The following is a 17,375-nucleotide window of genomic DNA, read 5'->3' on the forward strand; positions in this document are numbered from 1 at the left end:
CGAGATAGCGATAGGCCGTGGCCCGCGAAATCCGGTGGTCTCGACCCAATCGTTGCGGGTCGGCGCGGTCGCGAAACCAGCGTAGCCCCAGCACAGCCTGCCAGAAGCAGGTCAGCGAACGTGTTCCCGCGCGAGTGCCCCGACGACGACGTTCGGCCTGCAGCAGCCACGCCACCTGACGGGCGAGCTCGCGGGAGACATCAAGGATGGCAGGATGAGCAATCACGGAGAGCCTCTGGGTATGGGGACTTGATCTTGTGGTGAGACCAGTCCTACCAGGGGCTCTCCGCCTCATCTCAGCGCATCCATGCCACAGATCTCATGCGCCAGTTACTACCTCGCTGAGATCACCTCACTGCCGATGCCCAACTACGGCCACGTCGTTGATACGTCGAACGCTGCAGTATGTTCCGTGGGGGTACTCCCATGGTCGCCATGTGTAGTCCGAGTGTCACTCTATCGAAACACCGTCCGGATCACACCAGTTCCACCGGATCAGAACGACCCACACAGGCCTGACGTCGATCGCCGTCGCAAGCACCAGCACCGACGAGCCCGGGCCGTCCTGGGCCGTCTCTGGGCCGTGAGACGTTCCGCAGGGCCGAGAACCGGCGAGAAGTCCCGAGTAGCGTTTCTGCAGGTCACGGGACTTTCGCCGATTCCGGCCGCTGGTGCGAAAGTGCAGGGAGGACGAGTTGGCATGTAAGCCGGATTCTGTTCCCACGGCCGGGCCGTGGGCGGCGACCATCCATCTCGGCCTGCCGTTGCCGGCAGGCTCCAGCGGTCTACCCGCAGGCCTCGGACGGGCAGCCCTCGAACGCCTGCGCAGGAGCCCTGAGGCTCCCTCTTGACCTTGCTCCGGGTGGGGTTTACCGAGCCGTCCCGGTCGCCCGGGACGCTGGTGGTCTCTTACACCACCGTTTCACCCTTACCCGACCACTGCGCCGGCGCCACCGGCACCGGCTCAGTACCGCCGGGCGGTCTGTTTTCTGTGGCACTTTCCCGCGGGTCACCCCGGGTTGCCGTTAGCAACCACCCTGCCCTGCGGAGTCCGGACTTTCCTCGAAACCGCGCCGCGTGGCGCGGCGTCGCGGCCGCCCTGCCAACTCGTCCTCCAGCCCAGGCTACTCCGTACCCCTCGACGGGTGTCACCGAAGGTGGGACACGTCGTTGACCAGGCGGACGCTGGCGTTGCCGTCCGGGTAGAAGTCGGCGATCGACAGCGACGCCGGGTCGAGGTGCAGCCGGAACAGCAGGGACGCGCCGCCGTCGAGCGCCAGGCGGAGCAGCATCTTGATCGGCGTCACGTGGCTGACGACGACGACCGTCCGCCCCGCGTACCGGCGGAGCAGCTCGTCGTGGGCCTGCTGGACGCGGGTGTACACAGCGTCGAAGCTCTCCCCGTCCGGCGGCGGCACCGACGTGTCGCTCATCCACCGGCGATGCACCTCCGGGTCGCGCTGTGAGGCCTCGGCGAACGTCAGCCCCTCCCACGCGCCGAAATCCGTCTCCCGCAACGACTGCTGCGTCTCGACGCGCGTACCGAGGGCGTCGGCCACCGCCTGCGCGGTCGCCGCGGCGCGGGCGAGCGGCGACGCGACGACCACGGGATCGGCGTCGGCCACACCGTCCATTCCGGCCAGTCGTTTCGCCGCGGCCTGCGCCTGCCACCGACCCGTCTCGGTCAGTGCGACGTCGCCGAGCCCGGAGTAGCGGCGGTCGACCGACATCTCCGTCTGACCGTGCCGGACGAGCAGCAGCCGCGTCGGCGTTCCCGTGGCCCCGGTCCAGCCCGTCGGCGCGCGGTCGGCCTTCGCGGGCTCCTCCGACGCGGCGGGCTCCGACACGGCACCGGCCGACTTGGCGGGTTCGGTCAACGGCAGCGCGGTCTGTTCGGCCTCGGCGACCGGTGCCGACGCGGGCCCGGGTTCCGTGGCGGGCTCCTGCTTCGCGGAGGGGGCCGGTTCCGAAGCGGGCTTCGGGTCCGGCGCGGTACGTCCGACGGGCTCGGTGGTGCCGACGGCGGCCTGGGTGTCCATGGCCTCGTTGGCGAGCCGGTCGGCGTACGAGTTCTTCGCTCGCGGAATCCACTCGTACGTCACCCGCTCGAACCGGCCCGCGAGGTCGCGTGCCTCGAGCGCGAGCGGCTGCAACGCGGTGTTCTTGATCTTCCAGCGGCCGCACATCTGCTCGACGACCAGCTTCGAGTCCATCTTGACGTCCACAATGGACGCACCCGATGCCGCCGCGGCCTCGAGTCCCGCGACGAGACCGCTGTACTCGGCCACGTTGTTCGTCGCGGTTCCGATGCCGACCGCGCGTTCGGCCAGCACTTCGCCCGTGTCGACGTCCTTCACGACCGCCCCGTACCCGGCGGGACCGGGATTGCCGCGCGAACCACCGTCCGCCTCGACGACGACGTGTCTGCTCACAGGCCGGACTCCCCTGTACGAACCAGGATCGCGCCACAGTTCTCGCACATGATGACGTCGTCCTTGGCCGCGTTCTTGATTTCCGAGAGCTGACTGCGGTCGAGTTCCAGCTTGCACGCGCCGCACTGCCGCGAGCGCAGCAATCCCGCACCGATACCCCGCTGCTCGCGGACCCGGTCGTACGCCTTGATGAGCGCCTCCGGGAACTTCGGCACCAGCGCGTTGCGGTCCGCGTCGCGGCGGGCCTGGGTGGCGTCGAGGTCGGCGAGCACCTCGTCGCGTCGCGTCACCGCGTCCTGGAGATCCTGCTCCGCCTTGTCGACCTCGGCGGCGGCGCGCTGCACCTCCATGTCGGCCGCCTCGCGTCGTTCCATCAGCTCCAGCTGGTCGTCCTCGAGGACCTGCTGCCTGCGCGCGAGGGTGTCCAGCTCGTGTTCCAGCTCGGTCAGTTGCTTCGCCCCGGCGGAGCCGGACTCCATGAGCTTGCGGTCGCGATCCGCGCGGGCGCGCACGGATTCCACCTCGCGCTCCTGCCGGGTCACTTCGCGTTCCAGATCGGATGCCGACGTCTGGGCGGTCACGAGCGCATCACGCTTGTCCCGCAACGTCTTCTCGATGCCCTCGATCTCGGCCAGCTCGGGCAGGTTCCGGCGCCGGTGGGCGACGCGCGCGAGCTCCGCGTCGACTTCGGCGAGGTCCAGCAACTCACGCTGCAGGGACGGGTCTGCCTTCACTTCGTACTCCCGTTCGCTCGGACGTTCCACGGGTCGGTGCACCGCGTGGAGACGTGAACCTCGACGTTACCCGCCCCGCCGATCACCTCGGCGGCTTGCCCGCACCACGGCCACTCGCTCGCCCAGTGCGTCAGACCCACCAGCGCGGGGACCGCGCCGGGCTGCTCGAGATGCTCGCCCGCGGGGTGGTGGCGCAGGTCGGCCGTGACGTAGGCGTCGACGCCCGCCGCGGTCGCCGTGTCGAGAAAGCCGTCACCCGCACCGCCGGAGACCGCGACCGTACGGATCGGACGCTCGGGGGCTCCCGCTCCGTACACACCGGGGACAGTGGCGGGCAGCGCCGCGCCGACGCGTTCGACGAACGCGCCGAACGGTTCCGGCACCGGCAGCTCGCCGATGCGGCCGAGCCCGGTGCTCGCCCCGTCGCCATGCGGCGCGAGCGGGCGGCGCACGCCGAGGCCGATCGCCGCGGCGAGCGCGTCGGACACGCCGGGATCGGCCGAATCGGCGTTGGTGTGCGCGCAGAAGAGCGCCACACCCTCCCGGATCATGCGATGGACGAGCGACCCTTTCGAGGTGTCGGCGGGGACGCCGTGCACGCCGCGCAACATCAGCGGATGGTGAGCGACGATCAGCTGCGCACCGACCTCCAGGGCCTCGTCGACGGTCGCCGCGACCGGGTCGACGCAGACGAGAACCCGTTCGACGCGGTCGGCCGGGTCACCGCACACGAGACCGACCGCGTCCCACGACTCCGCGAGCTCGCGCGGATACGCCGTGTCCAGCGCCACAACGATGTCGGCAACGGTCGGCGAGGCCGGACCACCGGGGCCCGGGGCATCGGAGGTGAGGCTGGTGGCGGACATGGCGCGATCCTCCCATGCACCCCCGGCAACGCGGCCACGCCGCCCGGAGCACCGTGGCCGCTCTCGCCGGCGGTCGCCGTCGCCGTGGGACGACTCGTCGAGGTGACACCCGATCGGCCCAGTCGCCGGGAACCGTGAGTCTCGACAACGAGACACGGTCGCACCGGACTGTCCGAGGTCGGCGCGACGAGCCCGCCTCCGTGCTCCGCCGGCGACGCACGAGTGGTGACATTCGTTCACAGTCCGTCGGGCCACGACGACTACGGCGCGAAATCGAGCATTACCCGAACAGGTGTTCGCCAAGCAGGTTCGATGTGGCTAGCGTCGGAGGGGTGACCGATGGGGGAACAGACCTGGACGAGATGGTCCGCATCGAGCGGGACATCGCACGACTGCACGCACGGTTCGTGGACGCCGCCGCGCGATTCGTCGCCGTACGCGGGTGCACGGACGAGGCCGTCGCCGAGGTCGGCGTCGCACTCGGATGGACCGGACGGTTCGCCCGGCAGCGACTGGAACTCGCCGAACAACTGACGACCCGACTACCGCACACCCTCGACGCACTGACCCGCGGCGAGATCGACCTCGTCAAGGCCGCGAAAGTCGCCGGGCCGACCGCCGCGCTCGCGGACGAGCCCGCGAAACGCGTCGACCGGCTCGTGGCCGGCAGGCTCGACGGCGCGACCGCGGGATCCGTCCAACGGCTGGTCAAGAAGACCGTGATCGACATCGACCCCGAAGGGCAAACCGAACGAGCCCGGCACGAACGCGCCCAACGGCACGTCCGACTCAGCCACGGCGACGGGAGCATGGCCACACTGGCGGCCGAGCTCCCCGCCGAACGAGCGCAGGCAGCGTACGCACGCATCGACACCGCGGCCCGCACCCTCCGCAGGAGCGGCGACCGACGCACCCTCGACCAGCTCCGCGCCGACGTCTACGGCGACCTTCTGCTCGGCCACGACCTGCCCGGAGACGACACGTCGACCGCCCAGGGAACACCGTCGGCCACGAAAGCGGACGTGTTCGTCCACATCGACCTGGCCACCCTGACCGGCCTGGCCGACAACCCCGCCGAACTCGCCGGCCACGGCCCGCTGCCCGCCCCCGTCGCGCGCGCCATCGCCCACGACCCGACGTCGACCTGGCGCCGGATCATCACCGATCCGCACACGGGCGCACCCCTCGACGTCGGACACACCCGATACCGGCCGCCCCGCGCCCTCGCCGACTACGTCAAGGTCCGCGACCGCACCTGCCGCTTCCCCGGATGCCACCGCCCCGCCGACGACGTCGACCTAGACCACGTCATCCCCCACGGCTGCGACGGACCCACCTGCGCGGCCAACCTCATCGGGCTCTGCCGACACCACCACCGGGTCAAACACACCCCCGGCTGGACGTTCCGACTCGACACCGACGGCACCCTGCACATCGCAACACCCACCGGGCGCCACGTCACCGGCCCACCGCCGCACGAGACGGACCACGGCAGCGAACGAGACGGACCCGAAGCAACATCACCACCCGGCCCGCGGGACCCACGCCTGCGACCGGAGCCGCACCCCGGCCGCAGGCCACGCGGAAAAACCCGCCGCCGCGGCGGACGCCGCCCACGCGGGGACACCGCCGCGCACGACCCCGCCGCGCACGACCCCGTGGCTCGGCGGACGGAACCCGGCGAACGGAACACCACGAGCGACGCCTCTCCCTGACGACGACCGGGAGTACGACCCCACCGGCCGATTCCGGCAGACTGACACCGTGACGGACCAACAGCATCCCGACGGGAACCTCCACATCTGCTTCGTCTGCACGGGCAACATCTGCCGGTCCCCGATGGCGGCACTCGTGTTCCGGCGACACCTCGACGAGGCCGGGCTCGCCGACAACGTGACGGTCACGAGCGCAGGCGTCGGCCCGTGGCACATGGGCGAGCCCGCGGACTCCCGCGCCCGCGCCACCCTCCTCGGTGCCGGCTACGCCGACGACCACGTCGCCGCCCAACTCGGCCCCGCCCACCGCGACGCCGACCTCTTCGTCGTCGCCACGAAGAGCCACCTGCGTGACGTCACCGAGTTCGCAGGCAACCCGGACCGCGTCGCCCTGCTGCGCACCTTCGACCCGTCGGCACCCGCCGACGCCGAAGTGCCCGACCCGTACTACGGCGGCGACGACGGCTTCACCGACGTCCTCGACATGATCGAACGCGCCATGCCGGAGCTGATCTCATGGGCACGAACCCGACTGTGACCGCCTACGACGCGATCGTCCGCCACACCGGCTCCCAGCCCACCGACATCCGCCCCCTCGGGAGCGGCGCCGTCGTCGCACGCCTCGACGACCAGGCGACCACGGTGGTCGCCAAACCCGCAGCCGGCCCCAACGCCACCGCTGCCGAAGGCACAGGCCTCCGCTGGCTCGCCGAACCAGGCGACGTGCCGGTGCCGCACGCCCACGGCTGGGACGACGACTGGCTCGTCCTCGACTACATCGAACCCGCAGGCCGCTCCCCCTCGCCCGCTACCGCCGAAACGTTCGGCCGCAACCTCGCCACCCTCCACCTGCGCGGCGCCCCCTCCTTCGGCTCCCCTCCACCCGGCGGGCCGGTCGACGCCTGGATCGGCCTCGCCCCGATGAGCAACAACGGCACCACCGGGTCCAACACGACCTGGGCCACGTTCTACGCCAGGGACCGCATCGAGCCGTACGTACGCACCGCCGTCGACCAGGGAACCTTCGACCCCGACGAAGCCGCCGTCTTCGACACCGTGTGCACGCGACTTCCCGACCTCCAGCCCGGCGTCGAACCGCCGGCCCGCCTCCACGGCGACCTGTGGACCGGGAACGTCCACTGGAGCACCGACGGCCGAGCGTGGCTCATCGACCCGGCAGCCCACGGCGGACACCGCGAAACCGACCTCGCCATGCTCCGCCTGTTCGGAGCCCCGCGACTGGACCGCATCCTCGGTGCCTATGTCGAGGCCGCCGAGGAGGCGGGCCGCCCACTCGAAGCCGGCCACGAAAACCGCGTCGGCTTGCACCAACTGTTCCCGCTGCTCGTCCACACGGTGCTGTTCGGCGGCGGCTACGCCCGCCAAGCACTGAACGCAGCACGGCAGGCTCTGAACTCCACGGGCTGAGACGCACACCGCGCCAGCCACGACCACTCGATGAGCCGTTCCGGCTCGACGCCTACCGTGGTGGGTGTGCGGTGGAAGTTCCTGCTCAAGCCCGGCTGGCTGGCGTTGACGGTGGTGGTGTTCGTCTTCGCCGCCCTGAGCTTCACCGTGCTCGCCCCGTGGCAGTTCGAACGGCACGAGGAACGCGCCGCTCGGAACGACGCCGTGTCCTCGTCCACCGCAGCCCGCCCGCAACCGTTGGCAGAGGTACTGCCGGGTGACACCGCCCCGGACGGCCGCACCGAGTGGCGACGCGTGATCGTCGAAGGTACGTACCTGCCCGACGACGAAGTGATCGCGCGGCTGCGTACCGTCCAGGGCGAGCCCGCGTTCGAGGTGCTCACGCCGCTGCGTACGACCGCAGGCCCGACGGTGCTGATCAACCGGGGTTTCGTGCGGCCCGCCAACGACACCGGAGTGCCGGACTTCGAGGCCCCGCCGCAAGGCCGCGTCACCGTCGAAGCCCGCGTGCGCGTCGACGAGAACGATCCGTCGAACCGCGACGCGTTCGCCGACGAGACCACAGGCGGCAGGTTGCACTCGTACTCGGTGGATTCGAAGGTCGTGGCACGCGCGACGAACCTGGACATCAAGCCGGGCTATTACCAGCTCGAGCCCGGTGAGCCGGGCGTGCTGACAGCCCTGCCGCTCCCTCAGCTCGAGGCCGGCCCGTACTTCTCGTACGCGCTGCAATGGATCGCGTTCGGCGCGATGGCCCTGCTCGGGTGGCTGTACTTCACGGTCCGCGAAGCACGGCCGGGCGGTGCCCTCGCCGACACCGACGCAACAGACTCCGAGTCCGCCGGCGCCCCCTCCGGCGCCAATCCCGACGACGCTGTCGAGCCGACCGCCACCGAACCCACCGTGGCGGCTCCGAGCCGACGTAAGCAGTCGGGCAGGCAGAGGCGCAAGTCGGTGGCACAGATCCTCGCGGAGGACGACGAGGCCGACGCGCTCCGGTGAGCGGCGTCTGTCGGTAACCGGAACGTGTTCGTTCCGTGACCAACGGAGGGGGATTCCCCACCTTTCGCCCATTACCTTCGTCGGTACTTTTCGCCGACCGACCAAAGGACCGGGATGAGTCGGGCAGATTGCCTTCGCGTGCCGACTCCGAGCGCGGCACATGGACAACCTGCGGAGGTCCCATGCGTAAACGACTCTTCTCCCTGTTGGCCGCTGCGGCTGTTGCAGCGGCCGGTCTCACCGCCGCTACCGCGGTGACGACGCCGGCCCCGGCCAGCGCCGCCTCGTGCTACGAGTGGTCGAGCACTCTGTCGCGTGGTGACAGCGGCGCTGCGGTGAAGGAACTGCAGATCCGCGTCGCCGGGTGGGTGTCGTCGGGCGAGCACCTCGTCATCGACGGCCAGTACGGCCCGGCGACCGAGGCTGCCGTCAAGCGGTTCCAGTCGGGCTACGGGCTGTCGGTCGACGGTGTCGCGGGTCCGCAGACGTTCGGGAAGATCTACGACCTGACGTCGGGCGACTGCACGCCGTCCCACTTCTCCTACTCGGAGTTCGACGACAACTGTGGTGCCAACAACTTCAACGGTGGCGCCGTGTCGGCGTCGACGGCGAAGGAGAACACTCGCCGCGTCATGTGGCAGCTGGAAGCGATGCGCCACAAGCTCGGAGACCGGCCGATCGGCATCACGTCCGGTTTCCGTAGCTACTCGTGCAACAGCGCGGTCGGCGGTTCGTCGTCGAGCCGGCATCTGTACGGCGAGACCGCCGATCTGGGCATCAGCGTCAACGTCCACTCGCAGTGCACGCTGTACCGGGCCGCGTGGCAGGCCGGTTTCACCGAGATCCTCGGGCCGGGCTACCCGGGTCACAACGACCACGTCCACGTGGCCAATGATCCGAGTCCGTACCGCAGTGCCCCGAACTGCTGACGGTTCACGTCCCGTGTGACGGGGGTGGCTTCCGGTTCCGCACCGGGGGCCACCCCCGCTTCTCGCGTGTCCCGGAGCCGACCTATCGGCGCCGGCGCCTGCCGACACTCGACACGCCGGCGAGCACCGCGGACACGCCGACCGCACACAGTCCGACCACGCGGGACAGTTCGACGGCGCGCGTGACGTGACCGGCGTCCGGGTTGCGCCCTGCGCCGAGCACGGGCAGTTCCGCCACACCGCGCGGGTACACGGTGCGGCCGCCGAGGCGGATTTCGAGCGCCCCGGCGAACGCGGCTTCGGCGCGCCCGGCGTTGGGGCTCGGGTGGGCGGCGGTGTCGCGCCGCCACGCCTGCCACGCACTGGGCGCGGAGCCGCCGACGACCGGTGCCGCGGCGGTGGTCAACGTCGCCGTGAGCCGCGCAGGCACGAGGTTCGCGACTTCGTCGAGTCGCCGTGCGACCGGGTCGGCCGAGTGTGCCGAGGCGATGTCGAGTTCCATGCCGGGCCTTCGGCCGAGCACGGTGACGGTGCGGGCGCCCAGCATTCCGGGCAGCCCCGCCACGGCGCCCCAGACGAGGGGCGACACCACGGCGTTGGAGGTCTGGTCCGCGACGACTTCGATCGCGGCGCGGGACAGGCCGGGCAGGTCGAGGTCTTCGGTGCAGCGCGGGTCGGCGGCGGCGATGCGTGCACGGGCGGTGTCGAAGTCGCCGCTTTCGAGGTCGCGGGCGAGGTCGGTGCCGTCCGCGGCGATCCGCGCTCCCCCGAGCACCGACCACGTGCCCGCGGCGACGGCGAGTGTGCGCAGCAGCCGGTGACGACCTGTCACGCGTTCGGCCAGCATGCCCGCCGCGACGGCGCCTGCGGTCACCGCGGTCGTCGCCGCCGCGGTTCCGATGCGCCGGGCCAACGCGTCGGCGGCCTCCGGCAGCACGGTGACAGGACGCGACGGAGCGGCGCGACGCGGTTCGCCGACCAGGCCGTCCGCGACCACCCCGAGCAGCAACCCCACGGCTCGATGCGCACTCACGTTTCCCGAAACCCCCAAAACCGGTGAAGCTACGCGGCAGCCTACCGAGGCGCGTCGGCCCGACTCCCGGGGTCCGGCCTCACCGGGCCGCGCTCGGTGGGCGTTACTCCTCGGCGGCGGCCCACGAACGGAGCATCACCGACGCGATCGACGTGGTGCCGGGCAGCATCAGCTCGTCGTGCTCACCGTCGAACGCCGCGCGCACGTCGGCGCGGCTGAACCACCGCGCCTCCTCGATCTCCCCGTCCGCGGGCGTCAGTGCGGCACCGCTGACGGTCCGCGCCGCGAAGCCGAGCATGATCGACCGCGGGAACGGCCACGGCTGGCTGCCGAGGTAGCGCACGTCGCCGACCTCGACGCCGACCTCCTCACGCACCTCCCGTTCGACGCAGCCTTCGAGCGACTCGCCTGCCTCGACGAACCCCGCCAGCACGGAGTACCGCTTCGGCGGCCACACGGGCTGACGTGCGAGCAGCACGTTCGCACCGTTGACGCCGACGTCGTCGTGCACCAGGCAGATCACCGCGGGGTCGGTACGCGGATACTCCTCGTTGCCGCATCCGCTGCAGTGCGATGCCCAGCCGAACTGCACCCGGGTGATTTCCGCTCCGCACCGCGCACAGAACCTGCCGCGGTGGTGCCAGTTCCGCAGTGCCTCCGCGGTCGTCAGCAGGCCCGCCGACGTGTCGTCGAGGAGAGCGCCGTGGCCCCGCAGGTCCAGCCACGCCTCGTCGGCGCTGACCGGCACTTCCTGCCGCACTCCCCAACCGCCGTCGAGCTCGATCGTGTCCGGTTCGGACGGTGGGTCGACGGGCAGCATCCAGTGGTCGACGCCGTCCCATTCGCCGAGGAACGAGGCCTCGGCCGGCGGTTCCCCGGCGAACTCGGCGGCCTTCCTGGTGCTCACGGGTGCGTCCCCGGAGTCGACGGCGTCGCGCCGCACCGGTGTCCTGCCCCAGCGGTCGACGACCACGAGCCGCGCATCGGGCCACCGTGCGGTGAGCCGTTCCGGATCGTTCCGCAGCGCCTCCTGCCGGTCCACTGTGGACCGCGACAGCGCCGGCACCTCCCTGAGCTCGAACGGCCTCACGATTCCGGATCCGCGACGCGCACGCCACCGAGGGCCTCGAGCTGCGGCCCGAGCACGTCCGCGTCCCCGACGACGACACCGGTGAACCTGCTCGGCGCGAAGATCTCCAACGCCACCTCGGCGACCTGTTCGGTCGTCACGGCGGCGAGCCGCTCCGGATGCCCGAGCAGCCACTCGAGGTCGAGGCCCACCGCGGCGAGGCCGATCAGCTGGTTCGCCATCCCGGCCTGCGATGCCGACCCGATCAACAGGGTGCCCGTGGCGTACTGCCGCACGGTGTCGACCTCGGAGTCGGTCGGCGGGACGAGCCCGAGCCTGCCGAGTTCGTACCGGGTCTCGAGCAGCGCGGCGGCGGTCACGTCGCTCGCGGTGTCGGCGTCGACCTGCACGGTCCCCTTGCCGCGGGTGAATTCGAATCCGGAGTGGGCGCCGTAGGTGTAGCCCTTGTCCTCGCGGATGTTCTCGACGAGCCGCGACGAGAAGTAGCCGCCGAACGTCAGGTTCGCCAGCTGCACCGCCGGATACCGTTCCGCGGTGCGCGGCAGGCTCTGCGCCGACAGGCGGATCTGCGACTGCACGGCACCGGCGCGCGGCACGAGCACCAGGTCGCCGCCGGCCAGGTCGGGCAGTTCGGGCAGCTCGCGCGCCACGTCGTCGGAACGCCAGCCGTCCAGCGCCCGCTCGACGTCGGCGACCGCGGACTGCGGGTCGATGTCGCCGACGAGCACCAGCACCGAGCCGCGCGGCAGAACCGCGGCGGGGTGCAGCGCGCGGACCATGTCGGGCGTCACCTGCTCCACGTCCTCGGGGCGCGGCACCTCGCGGGTGAAGGGGTGGTCGCCGTAGCGCTGCCGCTGCAGCGCCTCGCGGGCGATCACCCGCGGCTGGGTACGCGCGACGGCGAGGCGTTCGACGAGCCGCGCCGCTTCCCGTTCGACCTCGTGGTCGGCGTAGGTGGCCTCGGTGAGAATGTCGGCGAGCACGTCGAGCAGGGTCGGCAACCCGCTCGCCAGCGCACTCGCGGAGACCGACAGGTGCTCCGGGTCGACGGCAACGCCGAGGTCGCCGCCGATGAGCGCCAGGTCGGTGTCCATCGCCACCCGGTCACGGCGACGCGTGCCCGTGGCGATCGTGTCCGCCAGCACTTCGGCCGTCGCCGTGTGCATCGGGTCGTCGCCCGCGAACGGGATCGCCATGCGCAGCTCCGCCATCGGCGAACCCGGCTTGCGCACGGCCAGCACGCGCAGGCCGTTGCCGATCTCGGTGTCGACGTGCTCCGGTGGCGTGGCCGTCCGCTGGTCGCCCAGCGGCGGCAGCTCCCGCGGGCCCGCCGGGGTCCGGCCGATCTCCTCCGCGGTCCGGTGGGTCTGCGATGCGGTCACTGGGTACCTCCCTGCGCGGGCTCGACGAGAAGGACGGCGCGCGAATCGGGCCGCAGGCCCTTCGCCGCGTGCGACACCTCGTCCGCGGTGACGGCGGCGATCCGGTCGGCGACCTGGTGCATGAGTGCCGCGTCGCCGTAGAGCAGTTCGAACGAACCGAAACCGAGCGTGCGGTTGACGAGCCGGTCGTGTTCGGCGTGCAGCATCGCACTCCAGCGTGCCGTCACCCGCGCCAGTTCGTCACTCGTCGGCGGCTGCGCGGCGAGCGACTCCAGCTCCTCGTCGACGGCACCGAGGATGCGGTCCACGCCGACGTCGGGCGTGTGCATCGCGGTGATCGAGAACGTGTCGGGGTCACGCGCCTCGAACGGCCCGAACAGGCCCGCACCCGCGTTGATGTCGGTGACGAGTGGCTCGCCGTGCACGAGGCGCTGCTGCAGCCGGGAGCCGTCGCCGTCGACGAGGACGCTGGCCAGTACGAGGTGCGCCAGGTAGGCGTCGATCTCGCCGACCGGGTCGGGCATGCGGTAGCCGACGGCCAGCGCGGGCAGCGGGGCGTGCGGGTCGACGTGCGTCTCGCGGATCTCGGTGGTCGGGCGGGGCTCGGCGAACGACGGCCGCTCGGGCCTCGGGCGTGCGGGCACGTCGCCGAAGTGCTTCTCGATCAGCTCGCGAGCCCGGTCCACCTCGATGTCGCCCGCGACGGTGAGTACCGCGTTCGCGGGCGCGTAGTAGGTGTCGAAGAACGCCGCGCAGTCCTCGAGGCTGGCCCGCTCGAGGTCGGTGAAGTCGCCGTAGCCGTTGTGGGCGTTGGGGAACGTGTCGTACAGCACCGGCGGCAGCAGGATCCACGGGAACCCGCCGTAGGGCCGGTTCAGCACGTTGAGGCGGATCTCCTCCTTGACCACGTCGATCTGGTTGGCCAGGTTCTCGGCGGTCAGCTTCGGCGCACGCATCCGGTCGGCCTCGAGGAACAGTGCCCGCTCCAGCGCCGCCGACGGCAGCACCTCGAAGTAGTCCGTGTAGTCGGGGTGGGTCGACCCGTTGAACGAGCCGCCGCTGCCCTGCACGTGCCGGAAGTGGGCCAGCTTCTCGAGGCTTTCGCTGCCTTGGAACATCAGGTGCTCGAACAGGTGCGCGAAGCCGGTGCGGCCTTCGGGTTCGGAACGGAAACCCACGTCGTAGTGCACGCTGACGCCGACGACCGGGGCACTCCGGTCGGGCGCGAGAACCACCCGCAGGCCGTTGTCCAACGTCAGTCTGTGGAGAACGGGTTCGGCCATGGGGCCACCCTACGGGAGGCGCTCGCGTGGTCACGTCGCCTTCACCGGTATCGGCGCCCCTGCGGGCTACTCCGCCGCGCGGCGGAGTTCGACGTCCAGGTTCTCGCGGCGCATACGCCGGTCGAGGTAGATCAGCGCGGTGACGGCGGAACCGAACGGCACCGCGAGGGTCTGCGCCGCGACGTTGCCCAGCCCGAGGATCAGCCGGTGCCCGGCGAGCGTGCCGTCCGGCATCGGCGACGTGCCCGCCCCCAACGGCAGCAACTGGGCGAACAGCAGTTGCACGACCAGGCTGACCAGCACCGTGATCAGCAGCCCGACGGCCAGCAGGCCGAACACCCGCCACCACGCGCCCCAGACCAGGCTCACCGACCGTTTCAGCGCCTCGGCGACGGTGCTGCGCTCCCACATCAGCGCGGGCACGGCCAGGCTGAGCAGCACGTAGGCCACGATCCCGGGAACGACCAGCAGGAACAGCCCGACCATCGTGACGACCGTGACGACGACGGTCAGTCCGAGCAGCGGCAACAGCCGCGGCCGGACCTCGGCCCACACCTCGCGCGCCACGACCGGCCTGGCCGGCACTGCCCGGCTGAGCACCACCGTCATCACGCCGACGACGAGGGCGTACGTGGACAAGGTGACCAGCAGGCTGGCCCCGTTGGCCAGCAGCTCGTTCACTGGTTGCCGCCAGGACTGTCGCGGAGGCAGCACGTACGTCTCGGCGAGCAGTACCAGCACCGCGCCGGCCAGGGCGACGACGGCGGATGCGCCGAACACGACGGCAGCGTGCCTGCGCAGTGTCGCCACGGCACCGTCGGTGATGTCCGCGAGACGCAGCGGCCGGAGCGGGATCACGCCGGGCCGCCACCCCTCGCCGCCGCCGTCACCATCGCCGTCACGGTCACCGTCGCCGTCGTCGTCCCCCCGGTCGGACATACCGCTCGAATCGATCATGGCCGCGACCCTGCCATCTCCCTCGCCCTGCCGTCGGACGGCCGCACGACGTTGTCTCGTCGCTCACATCCGTCCATCGCTCGCGTCCGGGCGGTGCTCACATCTGGGAGGCGCTCACATCTGGGAGGCGCGGCGCAGCTCCGGGGCGAGGTTCTCGCGCCGGATGCGCTGGTCGATGTAGATCAACGCGGCGACCAGCGACATGAACGGCGTGACGATCGTGCTGGTGACGACGTTGCCGATCTCCTGGATCAGCACGTCACCGCCGCTGAGCGCCTCCCCCGGCGCAGGCCCGGCGAGCGAGAACGGCAACCCGACGATCAGGCTGACGCCGATGCCGATGACCACGGCCACGAGCAGGAAGCCGAACACCCGCCACCATGCGCCCTTGACCAGGGCGACCGACCGCTTGATGGCCGAACCGATCGTGCCTCGTTCGAGCACCAGCGCCGCCGTGGCCAGGCTCAGGTAGACCCAGATCGCGATGACCGGCACGAGTGTCAGCAGCGCACCGAACACGCCCATCGTGGTGATCAGGAGGGCGCCGAACACCCCGGCGACGACCGCCTGCGCCACCGTGACGACGACCGACAGGCCGAGCACCGACAGCAGGCGCGGTTTGAGTTCGGCCCACGCCTCGCCGAAGGTGATCGGCTTGCCGAGCACCGCCCGCCCGACCACGGTCATCAGCAGCCCCGTCAGCACGGCCTGCACCAGCAGCATCACGGCGAGCTGCACGCCGAACGCGGGCAGCATGTCACCCAGCATGTTCTCCAGCTGCTGCATCTGCCGTTCCGGCGAGGCGGCCGGGTCGATCTGCGTGACGTCGGCGAGCATCGACTGCGTCACGAAGTACGACACCGCGGCGCTGATCACGGCGATGACGAACGACGTGCCGAACACGATGCCCGCGTACGACCGCATCGTGGTGAACGCACCACCGATGACCTCACCGAGGCGCAACGGCTCCAGCGGGATCACCCCGGGCTGCCGCTGCTGGTTCGCACCGCCCGAGGACGGGTAGCGCGGCAGCTCGGAGTCACCGTTCGACATGCCACTCGAATCGCTCATAACGCCGATCCTGCCATCTCCACCGGACCGCGTCCGGGCGACCGCGCCGTGACCGTCCCCGGCTTCACCTATGCTCTGCCGCGCACGCGCGATCATCACTGGGGGAGCCACACCGCATGACGCAGCCACCGCCCGGCCAACCCGGGCACAACCAGCCGCCGTACGGAGCAGCCCACCACGGCCCTCCTCACCACGGTGCGGCCCACCAGGCGGTTCCCCCGTACGGACAGTCTCCGCCCGGGCAGTCCCCGTACGGACAACCGCCGTACGGTCCCCCGTACGGACAGCCCTCGTACGGACAGCCGCCGTACGGGCAGCCGCCCTACGGACAGTCCCCGTACGGGCCGCCGCGCCGACCGAAGTCGAACGGCCCCGCCATCGCGGCGGCGCTCGGCGGCGTGGGTGCGCTGGCCGTGGTCGTCATCCTCGTCGCGACGCTGACCGGGGGAACCGACACCTCGGAGCGGTACGCACACCGCGGTGTGGACGTACCGTCGCCGACCCCGACGACGTCCGACACGACCACGGAGACCACCTCGTCGTCGAGCGAGACCGAGACGAGCACGTCGGGCAGCATCGTCACCTTCACCGAGGAGTCCGGCGGCGGCGATGCGCCCGCAGGGCCCCGCAAGGTCTACAAGCTGGGCCAGCATCCACTGTTCGAGAACACCGACGGCGGCCTCAGGGCGAACGCGTGCCCACTGCCCGCGTGGCGGGACACCGAGGCCGCCGCGAAGACGTACCTGACCGCCGCGACCGACTGCCTGAACACCACGTGGGGCACCCTGCTGGAGGCCTACAACCTGCCGTTCGAACGGCCGACGCTGCACTTCCCGAGGGGCACCTCGTACAACACGCCGTGCGGCAGGCAGCAGGTCGACATCACCCAGGCGGCGCTGTACTGCCGGGGCAACCTGTACATGCCGATCGCCGGGTTGCAGTTCGACCGGCGGCCGAACCAGCCGGGCGTCCAGCTGGCGTTGCTCGCCCACGAGTACGGGCACCACGTCCAGCAGCTCTCCGGGATGTCGCAGGCCGCCTGGCAGCAGATCGAGCAGGCGGGCGGGCTCGGCACGGCCGAGGGCGCCGCGATGTCGCGCAGGATGGAACTGCAGGCCCAGTGCTTCTCGGGCATGTTCATGGGCTCGCACACCGGGCGCAGCGGGCCGAACGGCGTCACGCAGACCATGCTCGACAACGCCTGGAACGACCAGCGGACCCGCGGCGACGACACGTCCGGCACCAACGACCACGGCTCCAACGCCAACTACGCCGCCTGGTGGCAGCAGGGCAGCAGGGACAACCGCCTGTACCAGTGCAACACGTGGCTCGCCGACGCCGGTTCGGTGTCCTGACGGTCCCGTTCGCTCCACTCCGTCCGATGTCTCCGCTCCACCCGATTTCCGGGCGCTGTCGGCACCGGCGCACGCGGCGTCGCCGCCGGCGACGCCGC

General features: G+C 71.1%; 15 protein-coding genes, 1 other RNA gene and 1 pseudogene. 6 read left to right on the top strand and 11 right to left on the bottom strand.

Features of this window, described 5'->3' with window-relative positions; all coding sequences use genetic code 11:
- From LY13_RS20000 to LY13_RS20020, 5 genes and pseudogenes are all read right to left on the bottom strand, one after another.
- Positions 1-226, bottom strand: a pseudogene (locus LY13_RS20000) (IS5/IS1182 family transposase); the annotation flags it as partial.
- Positions 227-687: 461 nt separating this feature from the next.
- Positions 688-1,110: RNase P RNA component class A (rnpB, locus tag LY13_RS20005), an RNA gene on the bottom strand.
- A gap of 38 nt (positions 1,111-1,148) precedes the next feature.
- Positions 1,149-2,432 carry a bifunctional RNase H/acid phosphatase gene (locus LY13_RS20010; RefSeq protein WP_253830144.1) on the bottom strand — a complete coding sequence of 428 codons (1,284 nt, stop codon included), beginning with the start codon at positions 2,430-2,432 and terminating at the stop codon, positions 1,149-1,151.
- Positions 2,429-3,166 (bottom strand): zinc ribbon domain-containing protein, encoded by a 738-nt coding sequence (locus tag LY13_RS20015; protein WP_253830145.1) that lies wholly within the window; start codon positions 3,164-3,166, stop codon positions 2,429-2,431. Before LY13_RS20015 ends, LY13_RS20010 begins: the two co-directional genes overlap by 4 nt.
- Positions 3,163-4,032, bottom strand: a complete 870-nt coding sequence (locus LY13_RS20020; RefSeq protein ID WP_253830146.1) for a Nif3-like dinuclear metal center hexameric protein — start codon at positions 4,030-4,032, stop codon at positions 3,163-3,165. The genes LY13_RS20015 and LY13_RS20020 overlap by 4 nt, the downstream gene beginning before the upstream one ends.
- 332 nt (positions 4,033-4,364) lie before the next feature.
- On the opposite strand from LY13_RS20020, the gene LY13_RS20025 reads away from it, so the two are divergent.
- The 5 genes from LY13_RS20025 to LY13_RS20045 all read left to right on the top strand — a co-directional run bounded on the left by LY13_RS20025 (position 4,365) and on the right by LY13_RS20045 (position 9,106).
- Entirely contained in the window at positions 4,365-5,747 is a 1,383-nt protein-coding gene (locus LY13_RS20025) for an HNH endonuclease signature motif containing protein (protein WP_253830147.1), read from the top strand.
- A gap of 49 nt (positions 5,748-5,796) precedes the next feature.
- A complete protein-coding gene (locus LY13_RS20030; protein ID WP_308216373.1) occupies positions 5,797-6,285 on the top strand; it encodes a low molecular weight protein-tyrosine-phosphatase in 489 nt (162 codons plus the stop codon).
- Entirely contained in the window at positions 6,264-7,175 is a 912-nt protein-coding gene (locus tag LY13_RS20035) for a fructosamine kinase family protein (protein ID WP_253830148.1), read from the top strand. The genes LY13_RS20030 and LY13_RS20035 overlap by 22 nt, the downstream gene beginning before the upstream one ends.
- A gap of 66 nt (positions 7,176-7,241) precedes the next feature.
- Positions 7,242-8,177 (top strand): SURF1 family cytochrome oxidase biogenesis protein, encoded by a 936-nt coding sequence (locus LY13_RS20040; protein WP_253830149.1) that lies wholly within the window; start codon positions 7,242-7,244, stop codon positions 8,175-8,177.
- Positions 8,178-8,359: 182 nt separating this feature from the next.
- Positions 8,360-9,106, top strand: a complete 747-nt coding sequence (locus LY13_RS20045; RefSeq protein ID WP_253830150.1) for a M15 family metallopeptidase — start codon at positions 8,360-8,362, stop codon at positions 9,104-9,106.
- A gap of 82 nt (positions 9,107-9,188) precedes the next feature.
- On the opposite strand, the gene LY13_RS20050 is transcribed toward LY13_RS20045, so the two are convergent.
- The 6 genes from LY13_RS20050 to LY13_RS20075 all read right to left on the bottom strand — a co-directional run bounded on the left by LY13_RS20050 (position 9,189) and on the right by LY13_RS20075 (position 15,922).
- Positions 9,189-10,139, bottom strand: coding sequence for a cobalamin biosynthesis protein CobD/CbiB (locus tag LY13_RS20050; protein ID WP_253830151.1), 951 nt, complete (start codon positions 10,137-10,139; stop codon positions 9,189-9,191).
- A gap of 103 nt (positions 10,140-10,242) precedes the next feature.
- Positions 10,243-11,232: an NAD(+) diphosphatase gene (nudC, locus tag LY13_RS20055; protein WP_253830212.1), complete on the bottom strand. Its 990-nt coding sequence runs from the start codon at positions 11,230-11,232 to the stop codon at positions 10,243-10,245.
- The gene (locus LY13_RS20060) at positions 11,226-12,611 is read right to left on the bottom strand and encodes a M16 family metallopeptidase (RefSeq protein WP_253830152.1); all 1,386 of its coding nucleotides are present in this window, start codon (positions 12,609-12,611) and stop codon (positions 11,226-11,228) included. The genes nudC and LY13_RS20060 overlap by 7 nt, the downstream gene beginning before the upstream one ends.
- Complete coding sequence (locus LY13_RS20065; protein ID WP_253830153.1) at positions 12,608-13,894, bottom strand: M16 family metallopeptidase; 1,287 nt, start codon at positions 13,892-13,894, stop codon at positions 12,608-12,610. Before LY13_RS20065 ends, LY13_RS20060 begins: the two co-directional genes overlap by 4 nt.
- A gap of 66 nt (positions 13,895-13,960) precedes the next feature.
- The gene (locus LY13_RS20070) at positions 13,961-14,851 is read right to left on the bottom strand and encodes a YciC family protein (protein ID WP_253830154.1); all 891 of its coding nucleotides are present in this window, start codon (positions 14,849-14,851) and stop codon (positions 13,961-13,963) included.
- 114 nt (positions 14,852-14,965) lie between these two features.
- Positions 14,966-15,922: a DUF7847 domain-containing protein gene (locus LY13_RS20075; protein ID WP_253830155.1), complete on the bottom strand. Its 957-nt coding sequence runs from the start codon at positions 15,920-15,922 to the stop codon at positions 14,966-14,968.
- Between the two features lie 116 nt (positions 15,923-16,038).
- On the opposite strand from LY13_RS20075, the gene LY13_RS20080 reads away from it, so the two are divergent.
- Entirely contained in the window at positions 16,039-17,277 is a 1,239-nt protein-coding gene (locus LY13_RS20080; RefSeq protein WP_253830156.1) for a neutral zinc metallopeptidase, read from the top strand.
- Positions 17,278-17,375: the final 98 nt, after the last annotated feature.

This window comes from Prauserella aidingensis (genome assembly GCF_024171865.1).
Taxonomy (GTDB): domain Bacteria; phylum Actinomycetota; class Actinomycetes; order Mycobacteriales; family Pseudonocardiaceae; genus Prauserella; species Prauserella aidingensis.

Excerpts from the sequence above, each read along its gene's own strand:
- LY13_RS20070 (WP_253830154.1), bottom strand. The coding sequence starts at position 14,851 with ATGATCGATTCGAGCGGTATGTCCGACCGGGGGGACGACGACGGCGAC.
- LY13_RS20080 (WP_253830156.1), top strand. The coding sequence starts at position 16,039 with ATGACGCAGCCACCGCCCGGCCAACCCGGGCACAACCAGCCGCCGTAC.
- LY13_RS20020 (WP_253830146.1), bottom strand. The coding sequence starts at position 4,032 with ATGTCCGCCACCAGCCTCACCTCCGATGCCCCGGGCCCCGGTGGTCCG.
- LY13_RS20065 (WP_253830153.1), bottom strand. The coding sequence starts at position 13,894 with ATGGCCGAACCCGTTCTCCACAGACTGACGTTGGACAACGGCCTGCGG.
- LY13_RS20045 (WP_253830150.1), top strand. The coding sequence starts at position 8,360 with ATGCGTAAACGACTCTTCTCCCTGTTGGCCGCTGCGGCTGTTGCAGCG.
- LY13_RS20035 (WP_253830148.1), top strand. The coding sequence starts at position 6,264 with ATGGGCACGAACCCGACTGTGACCGCCTACGACGCGATCGTCCGCCAC.
- LY13_RS20075 (WP_253830155.1), bottom strand. The coding sequence starts at position 15,922 with ATGAGCGATTCGAGTGGCATGTCGAACGGTGACTCCGAGCTGCCGCGC.